Genomic DNA, 23,579 nt, shown 5'->3' with positions numbered 1-23,579 from the left:
CCATCCCCTATTTGACCTTCCATATGCATCAGATCTGATTTTCAGTCTCAATTTCTTGAATTAAGCAGCTTTCTCACCAATTATTAGTTCGTAGTTTAGTATGCAACCGGAGTCAAGATGCTCGAGAAATGCCTAATCGTTGATGATCATGAGGTAGTTAGGGAAACACTCGCTCTGATGACGGCAGCTGTGGGTTTTAAAGCATCGATCCAGGCGGAAGACGGCGCTCAGGCAATTTCATTGCTTTTCCATCAGCAACCCTCTTTTGTCATTACCGATCTTCAAATGGAGCCTATTGATGGGCTTGAACTACTCCGACTTCTTCGGAGCGGAAGGTTTGGACTACGGCATGATCTTCCCATTGTAATATTGACCGCTAACGCTTCAGAGCAAGTGATCGCGCAGTGTATCGCTTTTGATGTAGACGCTTTTCTTGTTAAGCCCGTAAGCAGGGAAGCCCTTATTGAGAGGATTAAGCAACTTCAGGTTCACCCCAAAATTAAGAAAAGCCCAGACTATTACTTTTCACTGTATCAAAAGGATCCAGCCAAGAGCACTCACTTCCAGGCTGACGGTGCTGTTGCCTTTATTGGGGATGACAATGAAATCCTTGCTATGGATGATGATTTTTCGAATACAGAAGACGATGGTTTCTTTGTTGTCGATGTGGGCGGCGATGCAGATTACACTCTGGAAGTGAAGCCTGAATCTTACTTCATCCGCTGGCAAGATAAATATTCTGTCGGCAACGTAGATCTTGATGACAGCAATCGACAATTTGTGAATATCATCAACCAGGCTTATACCGCAATCCAGAACCATGAAGATTCAAGAAATCTTGAAAGGTTTGCAACCTTATTCAACGAATATATAAACCGACATATTCCCCTGGAGGAAGCGTTGCTGGTAGACAGTGAATATCAGGGTCTAACAGCACATACCAACGAACATAAAAAGTTGCTGCAGCAAACCAACGTCATACTGCTTCGTTGCCAGGCTGAGCCCAACCGGTATAAAACCGACTTTTTTAAGTTGTTGCGATACTGGTGGTCACAACACATTGTCAAAAGTGACACTGCTTACCGGCATCATCTGGAGATGTATGAACAAATGAATGAGGGCGGATAACCGCCCTATCTATTCAACTGTTACTTTTCACGCCTTCACATTCATTACATTTGTGTTAACTGTCAGTAAAAATGGCCGTCATTTTTACTGATGAACCCACCTACTGATTGCCTTTATCCCAATCCCTGTAGATAAGCGTCTCGAAAGCAAAAATGCGAGTCACAACAAATCTTGGAAAGCCATATTGTTAGTTCAGCCTCAACTCTGCTTAATCATGTTGCGCCGATTGAAACACACATTATCTTTACCAGTATAACAATCCATTAATCATTTTTATTTTGCTTGCTGAGAGACAAAACACTATGCCTAAGATCATTCCATTTCCCAGAATTACAGACAGTCCCCAACAGGATGTACCAGCAAACTTCTTGGCTGATGAAATAAAGGAAGAGCTTGCTGCTTTGACATCCGATCCGTATCTGATTGATTCAGTACTGGCTAAAATGACCCCCCTCCTGGAGATAATCAACGAGGAACCGGAAGCTATCTTCGAAATGTCAGAAGAGGGATGCGGTCTTAAAGATCAAATTGAGCAAGTCCAAGTGTTACAAATGCAGTTCAACGAACTTATTACAAAGGTGCTCTCTGAGAGAATCCTTCGAGAAATGGAGTTCTACCACTCATCTGATAACTGCCATCATTCCCGAAACTGATTCTCCTAAAACCAACACCCACACCGCAGCCCGATGGTACTTTCAACCCTCGGGCTGTACTGGGTCAGCCCCCACACAAAATGTACATATAATAAGACACCTCTCTTTCGTAGCCCACCAAAGCGTTGAACTAAAATTAAATTTTTATTACCAGTAAAAATTTAAACTCAATAAAATCAAAGATATAGCCATAAAATATCGTCTTAATATTAAGACAAGGTTGAAAAATATATTTAGAGCTCTAATATATTTAGTGAATGCTTAGACCACTAAATATTATGGATATTGAAATCACTAACAGGGACACAGTGGCCGAGAAAGCCACAACTGCTATAACCAGCGAAATAACATTAAGAAAACCAAAAAAGACTGATGGAACCCTCATTTATGAACTGATCAAAAACAGTCCACCACTCGATGTAAATTCATCGTACTGTAACTTTCTCCAAGCAATACACTTCAAAGATACCTGTATTGTTGCCGAGCAAGGCAACAAGATTTGTGGGTTTATTTCCGGGTACTTACAGCCAGAAGACAGTGAAACGCTTTTTGTCTGGCAGGTAGCCATTGCCTCATCTCATCGAGGGCAAGGTCTTGCATACAAAATGTTAGACAACTTGCTCAATCGCAAAGAAGTCGACAATGTTCGTTTTGTAGAAACGACTATCACAGAAGATAACCCCGGATCCTGGGCGTTATTCAAAAAGCTCGACAGTAAACATACCCGCGAAGGAAAGGTTTCCCTGTTTCTTGATGAGTCTTTGCATTTTCAAGGAAAGCATGATTCGGAATACCTTTTCAGAATCCCCATCGCACGCTAATTCATTCCGATTTTTGACCAAATAAAGGGACTGTGATGTCTATTTTTAGCCAGAAAGAGTCAAACGTTCAGTGTTATGCGCGTAACTTCCCTGTCACCTTCAAGTCAGCGAAGGGAAGCTGGCTTTTTGACCGTGACGGTAACCAATACTTGGACTTCCTTTCCGGAGCAGGTGCACTGAATTACGGCCACAATAATCCAGTGATGAAGAAAGCCCTGCTCGAATATATCGAAAGTGATGGTGTTGTTCATGGGCTGGATATGCACACTGAGGCCAAAGCAGAGTTTCTTGAAGTGCTGGAATCTCATATCCTCCAGCCTCGCGGCTATGATTATAAAGTTCAGTTTACCGGCCCAACCGGTGCAAACTCGGTAGAAGCCGCTATGAAACTTGCCCGTAAGGTCAAAGGGCGACAAAACATCATCGCATTCACCAACGGCTTCCATGGTGTAACGTTGGGTGCACTTGCAGCGACGGGCAACCAGCACCACCGCAATGGTGCAGGCATACCATTAACCGGCGTCACCCGCCTGCCTTATGAAGGTTATCCCGGAGCAGACAGCCTCGTGATTCTGGAAACCATGCTCAATGACAACTCAAGTGGCCTTGATAAACCGGCGGCTGTCATTTTTGAGCCAGTACAGGGTGAAGGAGGACTTAACGCCGCGTCTATCGAGTGGATGCAAGGGCTTGCCCGAATCTGCAAGGAAAATGACATTCTCCTTATCGCGGACGATATTCAGGCTGGCTGTGGACGTACAGGTACCTTCTTCAGTTTCGAAGTAGCAGGCATCCAGCCGGACATCGTAACATTGTCAAAATCCATCTCTGGTGCCGGACTGCCTATGGCTATTGTCCTACTCAAACCGGAGCTGGATATCTGGAAGCCCGGCGAGCACAACGGGACTTACCGTGGTAACAATCACGCTTTCGTCACCGCAACTGCCGCCATTAAAACATATTGGCATAACAACGACTTCGCGCAGCATATCCAGGAAAGAGCAAAAGAACTCAAAATCGAATTAATGGCTATGCTCGCCCGCCACCCTAGCGTATTCAAAAAGCACAAAGGCCGAGGCCTGATGCAAGGAATTACCTGCCGTAGTAGCGAAATTGCTGCTGAAATTCAGAAGTTCTGTTTTTTCAATAATATGATTATCGAAACAGCAGGCCCTAATGACGATGTGGTGAAGTTTTTCTGCCCTCTCACTATCACATCAGAAGAGCTGGCTACAGGTATTGAAATCATCAAGCAGGCTGCCGCCAAGATTGACGCAGACTCAATGAAAAAAGCTTCTTAGGGAGAAGACGCAAAATGATTGTAAGAACACTCGACGAGTGCCGCCAGAGTGAGCGACGAGTAGCATCAGAGACATGGGAAAGTGTCCGTATGCTACTGAAAGATGACAATATGGGTTTTTCCTTCCATATCACTACCATCTTTGCCGATACGGAAACACATATCCATTATAAGAACCATCTGGAATCCGTTTATTGCGTCAGTGGCGAAGGGGAAATTGAGACTATTGCCGATGGCAAAGTTTACCCTATCAAGCCGGGCACACTCTATATCCTGGACAAGAATGATGAACATTACCTACGCGCTTACAAAGGTGCAGACATGGTTATGGCATGTGTATTCAATCCGCCTCTGACCGGCCAGGAAATCCACGACAAAGATGGCGTTTACCCGCTTCTGGAAGAATAATCAAAGCACAAGGACACGCACATGACTCATACCGTTGAAAAGATCGGCGGTACATCGATGACGGCATTTGATGCCGTCATCAATAACATCCTGCTTTATCCCGAAAACCCGTACCAACGTATTCTGGTTGTCTCTGCCTACAGTGGCATCACGGATGCATTGCTGGAGTGTAAGCGTTCGGGCAATCCGGGAATTTTCCGTTTGGTTGAAGCAGGCGACGAACAGTGGCGAGATAATCTGGATGCGCTGCGCCAGCGAATGCTGCTGATCAACGGCAATATCTTCGCAGACCCCTATTACCGAAACAAGGCAGATACTTTTATCACTGAACGCCTGGAAGGTGTAGCGGGTTGTATTGAAAGTATTCTGCACACCTGCAAGTTCAGCCAATTCTACCTGGAAGATCATCTGCCGCAACTTCGCGAAATGCTGGCTGGTATTGGTGAAGCACATAGTGCGTTCAATACGGCACTGCTGGCACAGACCGTTGGCCTCCAGGCCACTTTTGTGGACCTGTCCGGCTGGCACAGTGACATGGATAAATCTGTAGACGAGGTGTTACATGAAGCAATGGTTGATATTGATCTCTCTGCCACACTGCCGATCGTTACCGGTTATGTTTGTTGCAGAGAAGGACTAATGCGCACTTATGACCGTGGATACAGCGAGATGACTCTCAGTCGTCTGGCGACTGTTACCAAAGCTCACACCGCGGTTATCCATAAGGAATATCATCTTTCAAGTGCAGATCCCCGACTGGTTGGGGTAGAAAATGTCCGTCCAATTGGTGACAGCAACTACGATGTTGCAGACCAGTTGGCAAACCTTGGGATGGAAGCGATCCACCCACATGCGGCATCAGGACTGCGCGCTGCCGGTATTCACCTCCAGGTTAAAAATACCTTTGAGCCGGAGCATAACGGCACACTGATCTCCGGGCTGTACAAACCCAAACAGCAGCAAGTACAGATTATCGCTGGCAAAGAAAATGTCCTGGCGCTTCACCTGTTCGACCAAAATGCTGTCGGCAATATGGAAGACATCGGCTACGAGCTGATCCAGGTTATCCGAAGGGAAAATATTCGCCTTATCAGTAAAGAGATGAACGCCAATTCACTGACGTATTATCTCGCTGGCCCAACCGCCATCCAAAACCGGATTCTGGAAAAAGCCAAAGCCATCCGGCCGGATGCTCAGGTGTCCGGAAAACGTGTCGCACTGGTTTCTGTGATTGGTTGCCATATCGACACAAACATTACCCTGAGCGAAGGCTTGCTTGCGTTACTCAAACTGGGCATTACCCCTAAAGCTGCCCATGCTTCCATGAGGAATGTAGACGTTCAGTACGTCGTCCGTGATGTGGAATACCAAGATACCGTGAAAGCACTTCATGCCGCGTTTGTCGAAAACGGGGAGAAGACAGCTTCAGCCCACCTTGCAACCATCACAGCGGCATAGCGACCCATAGTTTTCTTTTGTATTGATAGTGCCCTTGCCATCACTTCGGTGATGGCTTTTTTTGTTTAAGAAGATGCTCATCTTCTTGCGCTAGTGAAAATCAGGGCATAGAATTACTGTATAAACATACAGTGGTTATTTTATGATCGATGCAATTCTGAAGCAGCACCGCTCGCAAATCTGGTTTGCCAATCAACTTCACCAGGATGCAGCACATTCAGACCCTACCGGTTTTAGCAACCTGGACCATGCCCTGCATGGGGGATGGCCGGCATCCGGCTGCATTGAACTCTCCTGTACCCAGCAGGCCATTGGTGAATTTGCCCTGCTGCTTCCTGCATTACAAACACAACTTCAAAATGACCATATTGCTCTTGTGATCAACCTTCCCGGGCACCTCAACCCCCATCCTCTCGTTGAAGCCGGGATCGACCTGAAAAAGGTAGCGATCATCAACTGCGATCCTGCATCAGCCTTATGGTGTGCTGAGCAGTCTTTGAAAAGCGGCTGTTGCCGGACGGTTATACTCTGGGCATCCCCCCTGAGTGTGACACAGGCCAAACGCCTCCAACTGGCGGCACAGGAAAATCACAGCCGGATATTCGTGCTGACATCAGCCTCAAGTATGGAAACGGCGTTGCCTATCGCCTGTCGTTTAATACTTTCCCCAAGCCAGAATCAGCTTCATATTCGGGTAGCCAAGCAAAAGGGTTTACCTTCCTCACCGGTATTAATTGATGTATTCCAATTTTCCCAACCGGGATATAACAGCCAACAGCAGGAAAACATTTCGGCAAATCACACCGGCAATATCGTAAGGCTTCACCGTTAATGCTGTGGCTCTACCTCCATTTTCCCCAATTGCAGCTGGATAGCCTGCAACGGACTGCCGGATACGATCAGGCAGTCATCATCGTCAATGAACAAAGCCACCAGGTAGTACAGTGCAACATCCCCGCCAGGGACGCAGGCATCGTACCCGGCATGGGTATGGCTACCTCAGCATCTCTTTGCCATGAACTGGCAGTCTGTAAATATGACCTTGCACAGGAAAAAAACCACCTTTCCTACCTTGCCTGGCAGCTTTACACCGTCAGTGCTGAGCTCTGTTTGTTCCCGCCTGACGGAATACTGACAAGGGTCACCCCTATGCTGAAACTCTATGGTTCAGTAGAGGTATTCCAAAGCAAAATCAACGCGATTCTTGCCTCACAACAGGTTCAGTTTCACTACTGTTTTTGCCCGGTCGCTACCGCAGCCCGGGTATTGGCAAAAACCGGCTGTAACCGGGTAATCAATGATAACGACACCACGATCAAGGCACTGGCAACCCTTCCGGTGACCACCCTGGATTTACCGGGAGGCCACGCTGAAAAACTGCATCGGGTAGGTATTCATTACGGTAAACAACTTTTTTCCCTGTCGCGTGCAGAGCTGGGACAACGTTTCGGCCAGGAAATGACAGAGCACCTGCTTAAATTACAGGGTAAACACCCCGAGAGCTTCCGCTGGTTTTCACCGCCGGATAAATATAACCAGAAGATCGAATTGCTTTTCTCCGCTGACAATACTGACGCCCTGCTCTTTCCCCTGCGCCGGATGCTGTCAGATATGGAAGCCTTCCTGACTATCAGAGGCAGTGTGGTACCGGCCCTGGAACTGGTTCTTACCCAGAGTGAGGATCACCCGGAGCTCCGGCTGACGCTGGTCGCCGCTTTCCCGGAAGACAAAAGCCGGATCTGGCTGCAACTGGCACAGCTTAAATTTGAAAAGCTGACACTTGCCGCCCCTGTCACCCACATCGCCCTCAAAGCTGATTCCCTGCTCAAGAAGCAGGAGCCGACACTGGATCTCTTTTCTACCCAGTCAGGCACCCTGACACCGGCAGAGCTGATTAACCTGCTCAAGGCTAAGGTGGGTGACAGCAATATCTTCAGCCTCTCCCTTGCCAGCGACCACCGTCCCGAAAAGGCAATGATGACCATTCCTCCACTGACAGAACCGGCTCCCCTTGAACCCCAGCTAAACCGGCCGACCATTCTGTTCAGCGAGCCCAAGCCTCTCAGCCGGAAACCCGTCCTGATTGCCGGGCCAGAACGGGTAAGTTGCGGGTGGTGGGACAAGGATGCCGTAAAGCGGGACTATTACACCGCACGCTTTGCCAATGGCCAGCTTATCTGGGTATTTCGGGAAAGCGACGGTCGCTGGTACCAGCACGGGGTCTTCTGCTGATGGTTGAAAACACCGGTTATGCAGAGCTTCACTGCAACACCAATTTCAGTTTCCTTACCGGCGCCTCCCATCCTGAAGAGTTAATTATCCAAGCGGACAGGCTCGGCTATCAGGCATTGGCAATTACTGATGAGTGTTCGGTCGCCGGTGTGGTAAAAGCCTTCCGGGCGATTGAAGATGAGAAACTTGCGATAAAACTGATAGTCGGGTCAGAATTCCTGCTGGAAGGTGAAACTCTGGTGCTCCTTTGCCCAAACAAGGAAGGTTGGGTAGAACTCTGTACCCTCATCACCACCGGGCGCACGCGCAGCCCAAAAGGGAAATACCGGATCGAGCGGGAGGATTTTAACAAAATAGCCCACTGCCTCTGCATCTGGGTACCCTGCTACCCTGGTTCAAACAGGGATCAGGCCGGTTTTGCATCCTGGCTTAAAAAACGCTTTCCCCGCCGGTTATGGATTGGGGCATCCCGGCTGCTGCGCCCGCAAGAACAGGCTTACCTATCAAAAATTGAAACCCTGTCTGAGCAGTTGAATTGCCCGGTAGTCAGCACCAACCATGTCCAGATGCATGACACCAGCCGCCAGCCACTTCACGATGTACTGACCGCTATACGAACCAACACCCCTATCTCCCAGTGCGGAACTACTTTGTGCGGTAATACCGAAAAGGTACTGAAACCCCTGGATAAACTTGCCAAGCTCTACCCCACGGCATGGCTTGAAGAAACCCGCCGCGTTGCAGGCCGTTGCTATTTTTCCCTTGATGAATTGCGCTACCAGTACCCGGCAGAGCTTGTCCCTCCCGGCTTTACTGCCACCTCCTGGTTGCGGCATCTTGTTGAACGCGGTATCCGGGAAAGGTTCGGGCGTAACCTCAAACCGCAGATCAGGGAAACAATAGAGAAAGAACTTACACTGATTGCTGAGCTCCAGTACGAGTACTTTTTCCTGACTATCCACGATATTGTCCATTTTGCCCGCTCCCGGCAGATCCTCTATCAGGGCCGGGGTTCAGCCGCCAACTCAGTGGTCTGCTATTGTCTGGGAATTACCGCAGTCAACCCAGAGCAAATCAACGTACTGTTCGAACGTTTTATTTCGAAAGAGCGCAATGAGCCGCCGGATATCGACGTTGATTTCGAGCACCAGCGCCGGGAGGAAGTGTTCCAGTACATTTACCAGAAATATGGCCGAAACCGTGCTGCACTGGCAGCCACCGTTATTACCTACAGGTTTAAAAGTGCCCTGCGGGATGTGGGAAAAGCACTTGGCATCTGTGAAACCCAGCTTGATTTTTTTATCAAGAATATCAACCACAGGGACAGATCCCTGGATAAAACCGAGCAACTTTCCAGCCTTGGGCTCAGTACGACATCACATACCGGGCAGTGGCTGCTGAAACTGGTAAATGAGATTAAAGGTTTCCCACGTCACCTCTCCCAGCATGTGGGCGGGTTTGTGATTTCTGCGGGGCCGTTGCACGAATTGGTACCGATTGAAAACGCTGCCATGGCTGACCGAACGGTTATCCAGTGGGATAAAGACGACCTTGAAACCCTGAAATTGCTAAAGGTGGATATCCTGGCTCTTGGTATGCTGACCGCAATACGGAAGACACTGGATTTACTCGAAATCCACCATCGCCGTCGCCTTACGTTGGCAGATATCGGCAATATGGGCGATGACCCCAAGGTTTACAACATGCTCCAGCACGGCGATTCCGTCGGGGTATTCCAGATTGAATCCCGGGCGCAAATGAGCATGTTGCCACGCCTGAAGCCAAAAAGTTATTACGACTTGGTTATCCAGATCGCGATTGTCCGCCCGGGCCCAATTCAGGGAGACATGGTCCACCCTTTCCTCAGACGTCGCTGGGGAATTGAAAAGGTCTCTTACCCTTCAGAGGAGGTTCGTGGCGTATTGGAGCGCACCATGGGTGTCCCTATTTTCCAGGAACAGGTTATCCAACTGGCGATGGTTGCCGCCGGTTTTACCGGGGGTGAAGCTGATCAGCTACGCCGGGCTATGGCATCGTGGAAAAAAACCGGCTATCTGGAAAAGTTCCGTTCAAAGCTGATTGACGGCATGGAGAGCCGGGGCTACCCCAGCCATTTTGCCGAACAGCTTTACCGGCAGATACAAGGATTCGGCGAATACGGCTTCCCAGAATCCCACAGCGCATCCTTTGCAGTACTGGCTTACGTGTCATCCTGGCTGAAATATTATTATCCCGCAGCTTTCTATTGCGGTTTGCTGAACAGCCAGCCTATGGGTTTCTATTCACCTTCCCAGTTAATTCAGGACGCCATCCGGCACCAGGTGGAAGTGCTGCCAGTCTGCATCAACAACAGTGAGTGGGATCATACCCTTACCGCCACACCCCGCGGCATGGCTATCCAGCTTGGCATGAGGCTGGTAAAAGGGTTGGCAAAAAGCTGTTCCGACCATTTGGTCAATGTCCGGCCTGAAAACGGTTTTCAAGCCCTTCATGAGCTCAGTGCTTTTGGTGTTAACAAGCGAGATTTGGAAGCCCTTGCCAGCGCCAATGCCACGCAGGGAATTGCCGGTAACCGTTTTAACGCCAGGTGGCAGATGATGGATGAAAGTGTCCACTTGCCCATTTACCTGCAGGCATCCCAGGGAGCCCCCCTTCAGGATGAGGCACTTCCATCCCCCAGCGAACTGGATAACCTGATGGAAGATTATGATTCAACCGGCCTGACACTTGGGAAACATCCTATCACCCTGCTCGATGAAGCCGGACGGCTTGGCCGGCATACCCTGGCGAAAGATCTGGTAAATGTCCGGCATGGTGCCGTCGCTACTGTGGTAGGCGTAGTGACCGGGCGTCAGCGTCCGGGAACATCAAGCGGAGTCACCTTTGTGACACTGGAAGACCAGACTGGGAACATCAATGTGGTCGTCTGGCTGGCAACTGCCCGGGCGCAGAGCGTGCCTTTCCTTACTTCAAAGATCCTGAAAGTCAGCGGCATTGTGGAAAAAGACGGGGAAGTAATTCATCTCATCGCTGGGAAGATGGAGGATATGACGGCAGAAATTAACAAGCTCGCCGTCAAATCCCGTGATTTTCATTAAACACCCAGTACTTCTTCAATATCGACCACTTTGGAACGGTTAACATTGATTTTCCAGCGTCGGATAGTTTCTTTGCCATGCTGGTCAGTTTCCCTGATTATCAGGTTCAACTGGTGACGTTTCTCAATTGAATCGCGGCTTACCTGCCCGTCTTTCAATTGGTAAATCTTCTGCGCACCGCGGTCCATCAACCGAGAGAGGGAACGCAGGTCGAATTGCCAGATTTCCCTGGTCATATCATAACCGCTCAGAAACTTGGTCGGTGCCATCTGGGTATTGGTTTTGAAGCAGACTACGGTCTCCTCCCGGTGTGTTACTTTTCCACGGCGTGCCTTACGAATAGAGTCCGGCAGCTTTTCATAGGTAGAGTAATCCAGCCATTCCAGCTGACGCCCGATTTTTGCGCCCGAGGTTGAATCCAGAAATTCTTTACGCCAACGTGGGCGTCCCTTGCGAATCCAACTCCACAGCAAATCGCGCAGGTCATCCTTAAACACTTCACGCAGTGCGTAAACACCGGCAATCAGCAGCAGGAATGAAAGGGTTATCTCCCCCAACAAGTGCCGGGCTTTGGTGACGCCCAGGGTAACAAACACCATGATAAATGCCGTTGCAATGCCCTTGACCACTTTCTTGATGTTGTTACCAAGTACCACCTGTCGTTCCCGGATGGTAATGGGGTATTCAATCAGACGGCGCAGCAGGCGCATTTTGTTGGTGAGGCGCGTAGAGTCATTCTGCACCTGTTCAGAGTTGTACCTGTGCTCTGCCCTGTAGGCAATCTCATCCTCACAGAGAGACACCAGACGCTGGCGTATTTCCCCATACGACTTTGATCGGGGCATGTGCGCAAGCAGTGATAGGAAACACTGTTCCGTAAACCACGATAAATAGTTATCAATATTGGCGTAGTACTTTTTCAGTTTTTCTTCTTTTGGCCGGTAACGGCGAAGGCGACGGAGGAAATCCTGCGACAGGGAAATAATGTCTTCCAGTTGCTCCATTACCTCATCTTCACTCTCCCCTTCAACCTCTTTAAACCGCTGGGACGTTTTTTCCAGTGACAACGCAAACTGGAATGCGAACAGGCTGAGGCTCAACCGGTACTGTTCAGAAGACATATTGTCCCGGCTGGCAAGCCGGCTGTGTACCAATGGGAGGTGGTAGCGGTACGTGTAGTATGTACGACTTCCGGAAAGTACTGTCTGGTAGAACGTGTCTTCATTCATAAAGTCTGAAGAGAAGTGCAATTCACCAGGCAAGAAAAGAAAGAATTCAACTTTATGATCCCGGGTTTCTCCACTGACGTTGGACACCCGGAAGCTCAGACCACCACTTTTATCTACAGTGATCAATGTACACCTCGATATGAAACCCCATCATGAATGATGAGTTGATCCTGTGTAGAAACAACAAGTTTCTTGTGTTGCAAGAGTATATCAGAAACAGAAAAAATGTGGTTCCAAAACCAACTCTACCCCATTTTCACAGTTGCATATATTTTCATCACGTTTATTTGCTGGTACTTGCAAGTGTTCTACTTTCAGAGACTTTATCTCCTTATCTCTAATTTAAATCAGTTTTGAGAACTATGTACCTTCCACGAAAAGCAACCAATAACTCATAAATATTATTTTGGGCTATCCAATTTCATGATTGTATGATTTTGAGAAATCCAAAGGGAGGTAATGGAAATGAAAACGTCGATAGTGGTGGCTCTCACCGGCTTGTTATTCTTCAGTTCTCACCTCGCCAGAGCCACGGATCAGCTCACGATACTTTGGGCTGAATGGGATCCCGCTAACTACCTTCAGGAGTTGGTTCTGGATTATGAGGATGAAACCGGTATAGAAGTCATTGTCGAAACGGTGCCCTGGCCCGAGTTCCAGAACAAAGCATTCCGTGAGTTTGTTGCCCGCGGTAATGCCTATGACATGGTCGTTGGTGACTCCCAATGGTTGGGGGCAGGATCTACCGCAGGGCATTATGTCAACTTAACTGACTTTTTTAAGGCCCATAACGTTGCCGAAATAATGTTACCTGCCACGGTTAGCGGTTATGCCGAATATCCCAGTGGCAGCAAGCAATACTGGGCTATCCCACTAGAAGGGGATGCCAACGGTTTTGCCTACCGCAAGGACTGGTTTGAAGACCCGGCTGAAAAGAAAGCCTTCCAGTCGAAATACGGGTATCCACTGGCGGTGCCTGAAACTTGGGCGCAATTACGCGATATCGCAGAATTTTTCCACCGCCCAGACCAAAACCGCTACGGTATTTCCATCTACACAGACAACTCTTACGATGCCCTTGTGATGGGCGTCCAGAATATCCTGTTCTCAATGGGTGCAGATTTGGGTGATCGCCGGACCTATAACGTCCAGGGGTTCGTTAACAGCGAGGCTGCCAATAAAGGGCTGACACTCTACCGGGACCTGTATGCATTCACCCCGCCTGACTGGGGCAAGACTTTCTTCCAGGAAGCAAACATGGCGATTACAGAAGGGTTGGCCGCCATGAGTATGAACTATTTTGCTTTCTTCCCTGCCCTGGCAAACCCGTCCATTAACCCACATGCCACCAATACCGGGTATTTCGCCGTTCCAAAAGGGCCGGATGGACATCAGTTTGCCGCACTTGGCGGGCAAGGTATCTCCGTTGTCAGTTACAGCGACAACATTGCGGCATCCAAGAAATTCCTTGAATGGTTGATCCGCCCCGAAGTACAGGCGCGTTGGGCTGAGCTCGGCGGATATAGCGCCCATACGGCAACTCTGGAGTCAGACACGTTTCGCAAAGCTACTCCTTTCAATGAAGCGTTCTACCAATCCATGGCGATGGTGAAAGATTTTTGGTCAGTTCCGGAATATGCGGAGCTTCTGACAGCAGCCAACCAGCACTGGCACCCGTACGTAGTTACAGGCAAAGGCAGTGCGGCTGAGGCCAATAACGCCGTCGCTGAAGCCTGGACACAGATTTTCAAGAAGTACGGCCGACAGCCCGAATAGGACGTTCCACAGAGCGAAGGACGTGAGAAAGGTATGAGCAGTATGACCCCGGAAGTCAGTACAGTGGCGCACAAGCGCAGGAAAATCAGCGTTGGTGCCAACCTCAGCGATAACGCGCTAAAAAATTGGTTTGTTTATCCGACAATCATTTTCCTGATTGTGTTTAACGTCTTTCCACTGGTCTATTCACTGGGGTATTCGTTTACTGACTACCGGGCGTCAGTCAGTGCCGAAGCGAAATTTATCGGCCTGCAAAACTACCGGGAATTATTGGGTGACGAAGGGGTCTGGCACAGCTTTAAACTGACGGCTTATTACACCCTGATATCCGTCGGGGGTCAGTTGCTCCTTGGATTTGGTGCCGCATTGTTACTGAACCGGGAATTCCCGCTTAAAGGGCTGGTTACTACCCTGATGATGTTACCAATGATGATGTCTATGGCGATCGTCGGGCTTTTCTGGAAGCTGCTCTACAACCCTTCATGGGGAATCATCAACTACCTGATTGGTGCCGATGGCCTGGTGTGGCTCTCCAACCCAGAGCTCGCCTTGCTGGCTGTCGCCATCACTGATATCTGGATGTGGTATCCCTTCGTGATGTTGTTATGTCTGGCCGGGCTGTCAGCGATTCCGCAGTCCCTCTACGAGGCGGCGGCTATCGACAGGGCATCAAGCTGGTTTGTGTTCAGAAACATCACCCTGCCGCTGGTCTCTCCCCTGCTTCTCATAGCAGTAATATTCCGCACTATGGAAGCGTTTAAAACTTTCGACCTGGCATTTGTTATGACCAGCATGGCAGAAACCGAACTGGTATCTATCCGTTTGTTCAAAATGGCTTTCCAGGAGTGGCAAACCGGACGCTCCAGTGCGCTCGCTTACATTATGTTAGTGGGCGTTCTGATTATCACCACGTTGTATATCCGCTACCTCAACAAGCTCAAAGAGCGCTAAGGAGAACAACATGGCGAACAAGAACCCTTTGCTCATAAACAGCGTTCAGCACCGGCTTGCTATAGCAGCGGTTATTACGTTACTGATTGCTTCACTGATTCCGCTGTATTGGATTATCAGTACCAGCTTTAAAAGCCGCACAGAGGCAACATCCGTTCCTCCAACGGTCATCTTCCAGCCGGAGTCAACCTCCTATGTGAAAGCTTTCACCAAAAGGGCGCAGCTTAGAAAGCCTGTTACGCAGGAACAGTTGGACAGTGCCAGTTGGTGGGAACAAAAAATCCTTGAGGACGGTGAGCGTGTTGTGAAAAGCCGAAGCGGAAAGGTACGTTCCTCCGGCTATGCCGACCGTTTTATCAACAGCATTATAATTGCCCTGACCAGCACCTTCCTCGCAGTGTCTATGGGCACGCTGTGCGCATACGGCTTCTCCCGTTTCAGGGTTCCGGGGGAGAAAGACTGGCTGTTCTTTATCCTGTCCACCCGGATGCTGCCTCCTATCGTGGTCGCCATCCCGGTTTTTTTGATGTTCAGGACGGTTGGGCTGATAGACAGCCATCTCGGACTTATCATCCTCTATACCGCATTCAATGTTTCATTTGCCACTTGGCTGATGAAAGGCTTCATCGATGAAATACCAGTGGAATACGAAGATGCAGCACTGGTAGACGGCTATCCGCGCTTTCAGGTGTTTTTCCGGATCACGTTGCCGGAATGTGTCACCGGCATCGCCGCCACATCGGTATTCTGTTTTATCACAGCGTGGAACGAATATGCCTTTGCGCTGATGCTTACCAACAAAAACGCCCAGACGGCACCGGCATTTATACCGGCTCAACTCGGTTCAGGACTAATTGACTGGGGCACTATCGCTGCCGGAACGACGCTTTTCCTCATCCCGGTATTTATCTTTACCTTCCTGCTGCGCAAGCACCTGTTACGCGGCGTAACCTTTGGGGCAGTAAGACGATGAAAGCATGGATATGTGCCCACGCAAGGCAACTTGAAACCCTGAGTATGACCATCATGGTTGCCGGGTTTGTTTTCCTGTGCCAGCCATGGTTCCACCTGCTGTTCAGGTACAGCGTTACCACAATGTTAGTGGGGCTTGTGATGTACAACATTTTCTCTCGCGTTCCTCAACGGCCGTTAGGCACTGCGGGGAGACAGCCATGAGTGAAATCAGAATTCGACGCGCAGAAAAGTACTTTAACGACGTTCAGGTGATCAATGATCTCAACCTGACTATCCCCGACGGTTGTTTCTTCTCACTGTTGGGGGCATCCGGGTGCGGCAAGACCACAACACTCCGGGCAATTGCCGGGCTGGAAACCTTTACCTCCGGCAACATCTTTATTGGCGATTGTCAGGCTGACAGGCTAAAACCGGCTGAACGGGACATTGCCTTTGTGTTTCAGCTTTACTCGCTTTACCCGCACCTGAGCGTGGCAGACAATATCAGCTTCCCGCTCAGGGCTGTTGGGCTGAATAAAAGCGAAATTCGAACCCGGGTTGCCGACGTTTCAACCTTGTTGGGCATTAACAGCCTGCTGGAAAAGAAACCCTCTGCACTTTCCGGCGGGGACATGCAGCGGGTGGCCATAGCCCGTGCACTGGTCCGAGAACCCAAAGCTCTGCTGATGGATGAACCTATTGGCGCCCTTGATGCAACACTCAGGGAACAATTACGGGGTGAACTCAAAGCACTTCACCTTAAACGCCGTACGACCACGGTGTATGTCACCCATGATCAGGTTGAAGCCATGGGAATGTCTGACCTGATAGCTGTTATGCACAACGGCAGGTTGCAGCAGGTTGGTACACCAGAGGATATCTACCTCAGGCCGGCCAATACCTATGTCGCCCAGTTTGTTGGGGCACCGGCGATGAATATCATCCCTGCGAACCTTGTGACCCAAGATGGAAAAACCTGTTTCCTGCCTGAAGGCAGCGATACTTCCCTTCCTTTACCACTGGATCTCCATTCGCAGTGTACCGAGATTAAAAGCAGTGTAGCCGTCGGTATTCGGCCAGAGCATATCCAACGTTCTGAAAAGGGCATCCCGGCAAAGGTTACAGCAGTGGAAAACCATGGCCCCCATAAAGTACTCGCGACAGACATTGGTAATCACCGACTCTACCTGCGGGAAACATCACCGGATGTGAAACCCGGGGATTGGGTAAACCTGTCGTTTGATCCGAACTACCTTCGCCTGTTTGATACCGACAGCGGCCTGTCACTTCAACCGGCGGCATGATGGAGGTTATATGTCAGCACTGACAATAGAAAATCTCACCAAGACCTTCGATCACTCCCGCGCTTTGGACGGACTGTCCCTTGATATCAAAGACGGTGAATTTTTCGTCGTACTCGGCCCAACCGGGGCAGGAAAAACAACACTGTTGCGAACCATCGCAGGTCTCACCAAACCGGATAAAGGCAAGCTCAGGTTGGATGGTTTTGACATCGGCGACATGCCACCGGCGCAGCGGGATGTCGCCATGGTATTCCAGCAATATTCCCTCTACCCCAACCTGACCGTCCGGGAAAACCTTGCCTTCCCGTTAAAGGCGCCGGGGCGTGACTTCACTGAAACCGAGATTGAAAAGAAAATTGCCCGAACAGCGAGTGTACTGAAGATTGAGCACCGCCTGGATGTGCGTACGCAGACATTGTCAGGCGGTGAAATGCAGCGGGTCGCCCTTGGCCGGGCACTGGTTCGTTCCCCTCGCTTGTTTTTGATGGATGAACCCCTCTCTAACCTTGATGCAAAACTGCGGGAATCGCTCAGGTTGGAGCTAAGGGCCCTGCAAAGGGATTTGGGTGCCACTATCGTCCTGGTTACCCATGACCAGACCGAAGCACTCAGCCTTGGTGACCGTATTGCGGTTATCAACAACGGCACTCTGGAACAGATAGGCACGCCTGACGAAATTTATCATTCCCCCGTCAATACATTTGTTGCCGGGCTGGTTGGTAACCCACGCATTAACTTTTTCAGTGACGCTCAGGCAAAAGGCCTGTTTGAATCACTTCCGGCAAATATACCGGAAAACACTTTATTGGGGCTCAGGCCCGAACACCTCCTCGTTACACCGGGAGGAAACACGCCGCTTGCCTCCATTGAGTATTTAGGGGCGGAGCAGATACTGGCATTCGAACATGACGGGAAGCTAATTAAAGCATCGGTCAGCAGTAACAGCCGCTATGACACAGGCAAGCACTACCAGTTACATGCCAATTTAAACAACTACCATTTATTTGATGCAAAGGACGGGCAGCGGCGATATTTGCCAGAGCAGAACAACTCGCAAAGCCCAGCGCAGCGTTAAACCACCACTATGGAAGGACAAAGCCATGAGACTGACAGCACACACCTGGATGAGACCCGAGCCCATCAAGCGCAGTATCGAACGCTGTGCCCAAGTAGGTATAGGCGCCATTGAACTGGCCGGTGAGCCGGACTGGTATTCGTCATCCGAAGTCGATGCCCTCCTGAAAGCAAACAATGTCACCTGTGCAGGTGTAGTCACCCTGACCCTTGGGGAAAGAAACCTGTGTGCCGCAGACTTTTCACAACGGGAAAAAACGGTCGAATTTATGAAAACGGTCGTCACTATGAGCAAAGAACTCGGTGGCACCTTTACAACAGTCGTGCCCTGTACGGTCGGAAAGGTTGTTCCAGACAGCACCCCGGAACAGGAATGGGAATGGCTGGTAGATGGCCTCAGGGAGCTATACGGCCATGCCGAAAAAGAAGGGATTCAGTTGGGGATTGAACCACTGAACCGCTTTGAAGCTTACCTGATAAACCGGGGAGATCAGGCTTATGCGTTGGCTGAACAGGTGGGTCCAAACTGCGGTGTGACACTGGATGTTTTCCACATGCATATGGAAGAAGCTGATCTGCACCGCCCTTTCTACCAGTGCAAAGACAGGTTGGTTAACGTCCATATTGCTGACAATAACCGCTTTGCTCCGGGTATGGGGCAAATCGACTGGCCTGCCCTTCTCAACACACTTCACGCTGTTGGTTACGATGACTGCCTTGCGTTGGAATTTATGCCAACCATCGACCGCTCTCCCCAATTGCGGTACGGCCCGGATCAGGTGGAACGTGATCCGAAAGACGTACCTCCGGAACTTTACCAGTTCATTGTCGACCACGGCTCTAACCTGCTTTCAGACAAGTTTTACACTTCCATGTTCGAAAGCTCGGTGCGCCTTTTAAAACCGCTTTTATGAAGGACTGCAGAACCAAAGGTGGACATATGGTAATCGGTGCACTTTTTCATGTTGCTATCCGTACCAGCGATCTGGAAGGGACTATTGCATTCTATACCCACTTACTTGGAATGCATTTGGCAAAACGTCCGCCATTTGGGTTCCCTGGGGCATGGATTAAGCCCTCATTAACAGATTTGGCACCCACCATCCACGTTTACGCAGGGGACGCAGCCAAAGATGAAAACGGCCATTTTGCACAAGGAACCGGGGTTATCGATCATGTTTCCATGGTCGCATACGGCTACCAGTCATATCTGGAACGCTTTATTGCAACCGGCCTTCCTTACAGGGAAAACCGCGTACCGGAAACCTCTCTCGCCCAGTTGTTCGTCTACGATCCGAACGGTGTAATGCTAGAGCTAATTTTTGATGTGGCAACGGAACCGGATACCCTCGAACAGGCAGTCCCTGTTGAAACGCAGTACAAACCAAAAGAACGCTGGTTCGATGAAACCAGCTACCGGAATCTTTCCGACAGGTTTTCACCGGTGCGCTAAGGGGTCGTGATGAAAATAGCAAAGGTCGAAGCATTTAACCTCCGTGTCCCGATACCAAAAACACAGCAACACGTCAGTGATTTTGGTATCGCCAGTAGCTTTCAAACTGCGTTGGTTAAAATCACGCTGGAGAATGGTCTTTCCGGTTGGGGTGAAGGGCGAATGTCTGCAGGCAGCATTGGGAACCACCACAGTATCTGCCAATACATTGAAAGCGAGATAGCCCCGGTAATTACTGGGATGGAAGCCGGTAATATCACCCTCATCTGGGACACCCTTTACAACGGAACGCGCCAGCACCATGCACTGAAATACGGCCATGTATTTCCGGTTATGTCGCGTCGGGGCATTACGGTTTCTGCGATATCAGCCATAGATATCGCACTTTGGGATCTGTTTGGTAAGTCTACTGGCCTGCCCGTCCACCAATTGCTGGGCGGGAAACGGGCTGATTCATTCCCGGCTTATGGTTCCGGAGGCTGGACTGATGCATCAAAAATCGGTGAAGAAATGGCGCGTTACCGGGATATTGGACAGTTTAAGACGCTCAAAATGCGCGTTGGTGCCCAGGACGGCTCTGCAGAGGCATCTGCTGCCCGTGTGGCTGCAGCACGGAAAGCACTGGGCACTGATATAGAAATTTGCTGTGATGCCCACGGCACTTTTACCGTCAGCCAAGCAAAAACATTCTGTCACCTGGTAAAAGAACTTGGGATTGGCTGGTTGGAAGAACCGGTCGCTGCAGACGATATCCGAGGAATGGCTGAAGTGCGGGCTTCAACCCACATTGCCATTTCTGCCGGCGAAAGCGCCTCAACCCGGTTCGAATTCCGAGACCTTATAGATGCCCGTGCGGTAGATATTGTCCAGCCGGATCCCGCAATTTGTGGTGGCATCACGGAATCCCGGAAAATTGCAGCCCTGTGTGAAGCTGCGAATTTACGGTTAGCGCCCCATTTGTGGACAGGTGCACCGGCTTTTGCCGCTGGGCTTCACTTGTTAGCGGCAAGCTCAGCCGGTTTTACCGTAGAGTACTCCCTTGGTGCAAACCCACTGATTCATGACCTGATTGAAGAAAGCTTTACTGTCGTAAACGGCAAAATTGACATTCCGGAGCGCCCAGGCCTTGGGATCACCGTCAGAGAAGATTATGTTAAGAAATACAGCGTCTAAAACAGAACAACGAGAATAAGATTATGACGGAAGATTCTTCCCCTTTATTCCAATTGCTTCACCTCATTCACCATGAGGAATTCAATCCGGGAGACCGATTACCCACAGAAAGGGAGCTGGCGGAAATGTTCGGTACCAGCCGGGTTTCTATCCGAACAGCCCTTAACAGACTTGATGCTTTGGGTGTTGTTGAATTAAGGCCCCGTTCAGGTATTTATATACATCCCGACCCATTACAACGTAGCATTGAGTGCTTGGTTTTAATGGAAGAAGCCGGGCTTCCCATCAGTCATGAGCAGATACTCCATGCTGTTGAAATACGTTCTTTGCTTGAACTTGAAGCCATCAAACTGGCTTGTCGCAGGCGCACTAACCATGATCTTGCCCGTATCCATGACGTACTCAGTGAGAGCCAGGCAACACTCCTAAGTGGTGGCAACCTCGCAGCCCTTGACCCCAAATTTCACCTGGCCTTGATAACAGCTGCCCATAATCCGGTGCTTACCCACTTTGTCGCCTCTTTTTACCGTATGTCCAAACGTCGTCGTGACGTGTTTTTTGCTGACCCGGAACAGAACCTTCGCTCGCACCGGCAACATGTAAGGTTGTGTGAAGCGGTTGAAGACAGGGATGAGGAAAAAGCTATTTCATTGCTTGAAGAGCATCTGGTAGGCGTAGGCGAGTACTTTGAACAACTCAGCCAGAACGAAAAACCGGAATAGGACAAATACCATGGCTAACAGACATTCCCGCCCTCTTGTTGTCACAACGCAAGCCATGCAAGAAAACATACAGCGCTCACTTGTTGAGTGGGCGAATGTCCGGATACCTGAAAATGAGTCCCCCGATGAGCTTCGGAAATGCTTGAAAGAAGCAGATGCGGTGATTGTCCGAACCACACTGCCAAAGGATATATTCGACGACACACCAAAACTCGCCATCGCAGCCCGGCACGGTGTCGGGCTTGACATGATTCCGGTATCGCAGGCTTCCGGGAAAGGGATCCTGGTGACCAATACCCCAAATGCCAATGCCAATACGGTGGCTGAATACGTTACCGGCATGATACTCACAGTCCGGCGGTCAATCCTGCAGGTACGTGATGCCATGACTCCGTACAGTCAGACTGGCTGGTTTCAAGGGCGTGCACTTGCTGTAAATGGGCTTGAGTTGTCCGGCTCAGCTATCGGTATTGTCGGCTTTGGCGCGATAGGAAAACGGCTGGCAACAATTTTAAAGTCATTGGGATGTGATGTTTCTGTTCACACAAGAACTGTCCCCGAAAACCAGGAATACCCTTTTTTAAGTTTGCCGGACCTGGCGAGGCAGTCTGACGTATTGGTCATAGCCTGCCCGCTGACGGAACAGACCCGGGGTATGATTGACAGGAAGTTACTCTCTCTTATGTCCCCAACCAGCCTTCTGGTCAATGTTGCCCGCGGGCCAATCGTTGACATAGATGCAGTTGCCTGTGCCCTTATCAAAGGCGAAATTGGTGCAGCAATAATGGATGTCCACCACCAGCACCCTCTCCCCGATAACTCCCCTATTCTCACAGTTCCCAACCTCCATATCACTCCCCATATTGCGGGTATGTCACACAACAGCATGGGGCAGATTGGAACCCGGTGTGTTGACTCGGTAAAAGCCGCGCTGGCTGGGAAACATCCAGAAGATTTGGTTAACCCGGAAGCATTTCAGGCTTTTTCACTGCGCAATCTCCATCGATTTTTTTGATGAAACACCCAGCATGGGAATTTTCCAATCGGAGCAACAACTACCGTTCTTGATTGCGCTGATTAGCATGAAAAGTGCGGGTTCAGGCTTGTAATTTCAAAAAATCCCCGGAAGTAAAATTGTCATACCGATGTCACATTTATGCATGTGCGCAAAAATGCATCAATTTTAAGATTTCCAATTTTAATCCTTTATTTTCAGTGCATTGAAATCAAATACACAAACTCATCAACGCACTTATCCACAGAAACAGTAGATAACTGTCTCCTGATTAATGCACAAAAGTCATACGCGTTTGGGGTTTCAAACGTTCAAAATTTAGGGTAGTCGTGAAACAGGAATTGCCATTTGGCCTTTCCAGCATCCTGCCAGGAATCTGTTTCGATTCGGATTACAACAATGCTGCAGGTTGGAAGGTTTTCTACGTCGAAGCCAAATTGGTTTACCAGCTCATTCAGTGCAGGATTATGTGCTACCAGCATCGCGTTTTCGTAACCATCTTCAAAACCGGTGATCTGCTCAAGTAACTCCGAGCAATCTTCGGTGTAGAGGTTTTTCAGGATTTCCAGTTGGGGACGGGAATTTAGCCCCGTAGCAAAAACTTTGGCCGTCGACTCCGCTCTCACGGCAGAGCTGCTGTAGATAATATCGGGGAGTACCAACCATCTATTAAGGCGACGCACCATTTCAGGCACGTTCTTCTTTCCCCGGCTGTTTAGTGGCCGGTCATGATCTTTCAGTCCAGGGTTGTCCCAGCTTGATTTAGCATGCCTGAGGAGAAATAACCATTTCATTGCTCGTCCTTGTTGCTATCGTACTTCCATGTGCCT

The 23,579-nt window shown here is 49.6% G+C and carries 22 protein-coding genes; 20 read left to right on the top strand and 2 right to left on the bottom strand.

The features are described from left to right. The first annotated feature begins 117 nt into the window (after positions 1-117). From NF212_RS23650 to NF212_RS23610, 9 genes are all read left to right on the top strand, one after another. Entirely contained in the window at positions 118-1,128 is a 1,011-nt protein-coding gene (locus tag NF212_RS23650) for a response regulator (protein WP_434361384.1), read from the top strand. A gap of 302 nt (positions 1,129-1,430) precedes the next feature. Beyond that, positions 1,431-1,781, top strand: coding sequence for a hypothetical protein (locus NF212_RS23645; protein WP_434361383.1), 351 nt, complete (start codon positions 1,431-1,433; stop codon positions 1,779-1,781). 278 nt (positions 1,782-2,059) lie between these two features. After that, positions 2,060-2,602 carry a diaminobutyrate acetyltransferase gene (gene ectA / locus NF212_RS23640; protein ID WP_434361382.1) on the top strand — a complete coding sequence of 181 codons (543 nt, stop codon included), beginning with the start codon at positions 2,060-2,062 and terminating at the stop codon, positions 2,600-2,602. A 35-nt stretch (positions 2,603-2,637) separates the two neighbouring features. Then, positions 2,638-3,903 (top strand): diaminobutyrate--2-oxoglutarate transaminase, encoded by a 1,266-nt coding sequence (gene ectB, locus NF212_RS23635; RefSeq protein ID WP_434361381.1) that lies wholly within the window; start codon positions 2,638-2,640, stop codon positions 3,901-3,903. A gap of 14 nt (positions 3,904-3,917) precedes the next feature. Beyond that, positions 3,918-4,310: an ectoine synthase gene (locus NF212_RS23630; protein ID WP_434361380.1), complete on the top strand. Its 393-nt coding sequence runs from the start codon at positions 3,918-3,920 to the stop codon at positions 4,308-4,310. Between the two features lie 21 nt (positions 4,311-4,331). Continuing rightward, the gene (locus NF212_RS23625; RefSeq protein ID WP_434361379.1) at positions 4,332-5,768 is read left to right on the top strand and encodes an aspartate kinase; all 1,437 of its coding nucleotides are present in this window, start codon (positions 4,332-4,334) and stop codon (positions 5,766-5,768) included. A 142-nt stretch (positions 5,769-5,910) separates the two neighbouring features. Beyond that, the gene (gene imuA / locus NF212_RS23620) at positions 5,911-6,600 is read left to right on the top strand and encodes a translesion DNA synthesis-associated protein ImuA (RefSeq protein ID WP_434361378.1); all 690 of its coding nucleotides are present in this window, start codon (positions 5,911-5,913) and stop codon (positions 6,598-6,600) included. Continuing rightward, the gene (locus NF212_RS23615; RefSeq protein ID WP_434361377.1) at positions 6,600-8,000 is read left to right on the top strand and encodes a Y-family DNA polymerase; all 1,401 of its coding nucleotides are present in this window, start codon (positions 6,600-6,602) and stop codon (positions 7,998-8,000) included. Before imuA ends, NF212_RS23615 begins: the two co-directional genes overlap by 1 nt. After that, positions 8,000-11,098, top strand: coding sequence for an error-prone DNA polymerase (locus tag NF212_RS23610; protein WP_434361376.1), 3,099 nt, complete (start codon positions 8,000-8,002; stop codon positions 11,096-11,098). The genes NF212_RS23615 and NF212_RS23610 overlap by 1 nt, the downstream gene beginning before the upstream one ends. On the opposite strand, the gene NF212_RS23605 is transcribed toward NF212_RS23610, so the two are convergent. Next, a complete protein-coding gene (locus NF212_RS23605; RefSeq protein WP_434361375.1) occupies positions 11,095-12,453 on the bottom strand; it encodes a hypothetical protein in 1,359 nt (452 codons plus the stop codon). The genes NF212_RS23610 and NF212_RS23605 overlap by 4 nt on opposite strands. A gap of 339 nt (positions 12,454-12,792) precedes the next feature. On the opposite strand from NF212_RS23605, the gene NF212_RS23600 reads away from it, so the two are divergent. The 11 genes from NF212_RS23600 to NF212_RS23550 are packed head-to-tail and all read left to right on the top strand — an operon-like array spanning position 12,793 to position 22,749. After that, a complete protein-coding gene (locus NF212_RS23600; protein WP_434361374.1) occupies positions 12,793-14,103 on the top strand; it encodes an ABC transporter substrate-binding protein in 1,311 nt (436 codons plus the stop codon). A gap of 33 nt (positions 14,104-14,136) precedes the next feature. After that, positions 14,137-15,054, top strand: a complete 918-nt coding sequence (locus NF212_RS23595) for a carbohydrate ABC transporter permease (RefSeq protein ID WP_434361373.1) — start codon at positions 14,137-14,139, stop codon at positions 15,052-15,054. 10 nt (positions 15,055-15,064) lie between these two features. Then, complete coding sequence (locus tag NF212_RS23590; RefSeq protein ID WP_434361372.1) at positions 15,065-16,027, top strand: carbohydrate ABC transporter permease; 963 nt, start codon at positions 15,065-15,067, stop codon at positions 16,025-16,027. Then, complete coding sequence (locus tag NF212_RS23585) at positions 16,024-16,230, top strand: hypothetical protein (protein WP_434361371.1); 207 nt, start codon at positions 16,024-16,026, stop codon at positions 16,228-16,230. Before NF212_RS23590 ends, NF212_RS23585 begins: the two co-directional genes overlap by 4 nt. Beyond that, positions 16,227-17,312, top strand: a complete 1,086-nt coding sequence (locus tag NF212_RS23580; protein WP_434361370.1) for an ABC transporter ATP-binding protein — start codon at positions 16,227-16,229, stop codon at positions 17,310-17,312. Before NF212_RS23585 ends, NF212_RS23580 begins: the two co-directional genes overlap by 4 nt. A gap of 10 nt (positions 17,313-17,322) precedes the next feature. Beyond that, positions 17,323-18,387, top strand: coding sequence for an ABC transporter ATP-binding protein (locus NF212_RS23575; RefSeq protein WP_434361369.1), 1,065 nt, complete (start codon positions 17,323-17,325; stop codon positions 18,385-18,387). 25 nt (positions 18,388-18,412) lie between these two features. Further along, positions 18,413-19,300: a sugar phosphate isomerase/epimerase family protein gene (locus tag NF212_RS23570; RefSeq protein ID WP_434361368.1), complete on the top strand. Its 888-nt coding sequence runs from the start codon at positions 18,413-18,415 to the stop codon at positions 19,298-19,300. Positions 19,301-19,326: 26 nt separating this feature from the next. Next, positions 19,327-19,839 carry a VOC family protein gene (locus tag NF212_RS23565; RefSeq protein WP_434361367.1) on the top strand — a complete coding sequence of 171 codons (513 nt, stop codon included), beginning with the start codon at positions 19,327-19,329 and terminating at the stop codon, positions 19,837-19,839. Between the two features lie 9 nt (positions 19,840-19,848). Further along, positions 19,849-21,012, top strand: coding sequence for a mandelate racemase/muconate lactonizing enzyme family protein (locus NF212_RS23560; protein WP_434361366.1), 1,164 nt, complete (start codon positions 19,849-19,851; stop codon positions 21,010-21,012). A 23-nt stretch (positions 21,013-21,035) separates the two neighbouring features. Further along, positions 21,036-21,734 (top strand): FadR/GntR family transcriptional regulator, encoded by a 699-nt coding sequence (locus NF212_RS23555; protein WP_434361365.1) that lies wholly within the window; start codon positions 21,036-21,038, stop codon positions 21,732-21,734. A gap of 10 nt (positions 21,735-21,744) precedes the next feature. Beyond that, on the top strand, positions 21,745-22,749 hold the full coding sequence (locus tag NF212_RS23550; RefSeq protein WP_434361364.1) for an NAD(P)-dependent oxidoreductase: 1,005 nt from the start codon (positions 21,745-21,747) through the stop codon (positions 22,747-22,749). Between the two features lie 311 nt (positions 22,750-23,060). Here NF212_RS23550 and NF212_RS23545 read toward each other — a convergent pair whose 3' ends face one another. Beyond that, a complete protein-coding gene (locus NF212_RS23545; protein WP_434361363.1) occupies positions 23,061-23,543 on the bottom strand; it encodes a SixA phosphatase family protein in 483 nt (160 codons plus the stop codon). Positions 23,544-23,579 lie beyond the last annotated feature (36 nt).

Source organism: Parasalinivibrio latis (assembly GCF_036825535.1).
In the GTDB taxonomy this organism is placed as follows: Bacteria; Pseudomonadota; Gammaproteobacteria; order Enterobacterales; family Vibrionaceae; genus Parasalinivibrio; species Parasalinivibrio latis.
Note: the sequence above shows the minus strand (reverse complement) of the source record. Positions and strands in the feature narration are given on the sequence as shown.

Bases quoted from the DNA above. Each gene is read 5' to 3' on its own strand.
- NF212_RS23650 (WP_434361384.1), top strand. From the start codon at position 118: ATGCTCGAGAAATGCCTAATCGTTGATGATCATGAGGTAGTTAGGGAA.
- NF212_RS23645 (WP_434361383.1), top strand. From the start codon at position 1,431: ATGCCTAAGATCATTCCATTTCCCAGAATTACAGACAGTCCCCAACAG.
- ectA (WP_434361382.1), top strand. From the start codon at position 2,060: ATGGATATTGAAATCACTAACAGGGACACAGTGGCCGAGAAAGCCACA.
- ectB (WP_434361381.1), top strand. From the start codon at position 2,638: ATGTCTATTTTTAGCCAGAAAGAGTCAAACGTTCAGTGTTATGCGCGT.
- NF212_RS23630 (WP_434361380.1), top strand. From the start codon at position 3,918: ATGATTGTAAGAACACTCGACGAGTGCCGCCAGAGTGAGCGACGAGTA.
- NF212_RS23625 (WP_434361379.1), top strand. From the start codon at position 4,332: ATGACTCATACCGTTGAAAAGATCGGCGGTACATCGATGACGGCATTT.
- imuA (WP_434361378.1), top strand. From the start codon at position 5,911: ATGATCGATGCAATTCTGAAGCAGCACCGCTCGCAAATCTGGTTTGCC.
- NF212_RS23615 (WP_434361377.1), top strand. From the start codon at position 6,600: ATGCTGTGGCTCTACCTCCATTTTCCCCAATTGCAGCTGGATAGCCTG.
- NF212_RS23610 (WP_434361376.1), top strand. From the start codon at position 8,000: ATGGTTGAAAACACCGGTTATGCAGAGCTTCACTGCAACACCAATTTC.
- NF212_RS23600 (WP_434361374.1), top strand. From the start codon at position 12,793: ATGAAAACGTCGATAGTGGTGGCTCTCACCGGCTTGTTATTCTTCAGT.
- NF212_RS23595 (WP_434361373.1), top strand. From the start codon at position 14,137: ATGAGCAGTATGACCCCGGAAGTCAGTACAGTGGCGCACAAGCGCAGG.
- NF212_RS23590 (WP_434361372.1), top strand. From the start codon at position 15,065: ATGGCGAACAAGAACCCTTTGCTCATAAACAGCGTTCAGCACCGGCTT.
- NF212_RS23585 (WP_434361371.1), top strand. From the start codon at position 16,024: ATGAAAGCATGGATATGTGCCCACGCAAGGCAACTTGAAACCCTGAGT.
- NF212_RS23580 (WP_434361370.1), top strand. From the start codon at position 16,227: ATGAGTGAAATCAGAATTCGACGCGCAGAAAAGTACTTTAACGACGTT.
- NF212_RS23575 (WP_434361369.1), top strand. From the start codon at position 17,323: ATGTCAGCACTGACAATAGAAAATCTCACCAAGACCTTCGATCACTCC.
- NF212_RS23570 (WP_434361368.1), top strand. From the start codon at position 18,413: ATGAGACTGACAGCACACACCTGGATGAGACCCGAGCCCATCAAGCGC.
- NF212_RS23565 (WP_434361367.1), top strand. From the start codon at position 19,327: ATGGTAATCGGTGCACTTTTTCATGTTGCTATCCGTACCAGCGATCTG.
- NF212_RS23560 (WP_434361366.1), top strand. From the start codon at position 19,849: ATGAAAATAGCAAAGGTCGAAGCATTTAACCTCCGTGTCCCGATACCA.
- NF212_RS23555 (WP_434361365.1), top strand. From the start codon at position 21,036: ATGACGGAAGATTCTTCCCCTTTATTCCAATTGCTTCACCTCATTCAC.
- NF212_RS23550 (WP_434361364.1), top strand. From the start codon at position 21,745: ATGGCTAACAGACATTCCCGCCCTCTTGTTGTCACAACGCAAGCCATG.
- NF212_RS23545 (WP_434361363.1), bottom strand. From the start codon at position 23,543: ATGAAATGGTTATTTCTCCTCAGGCATGCTAAATCAAGCTGGGACAAC.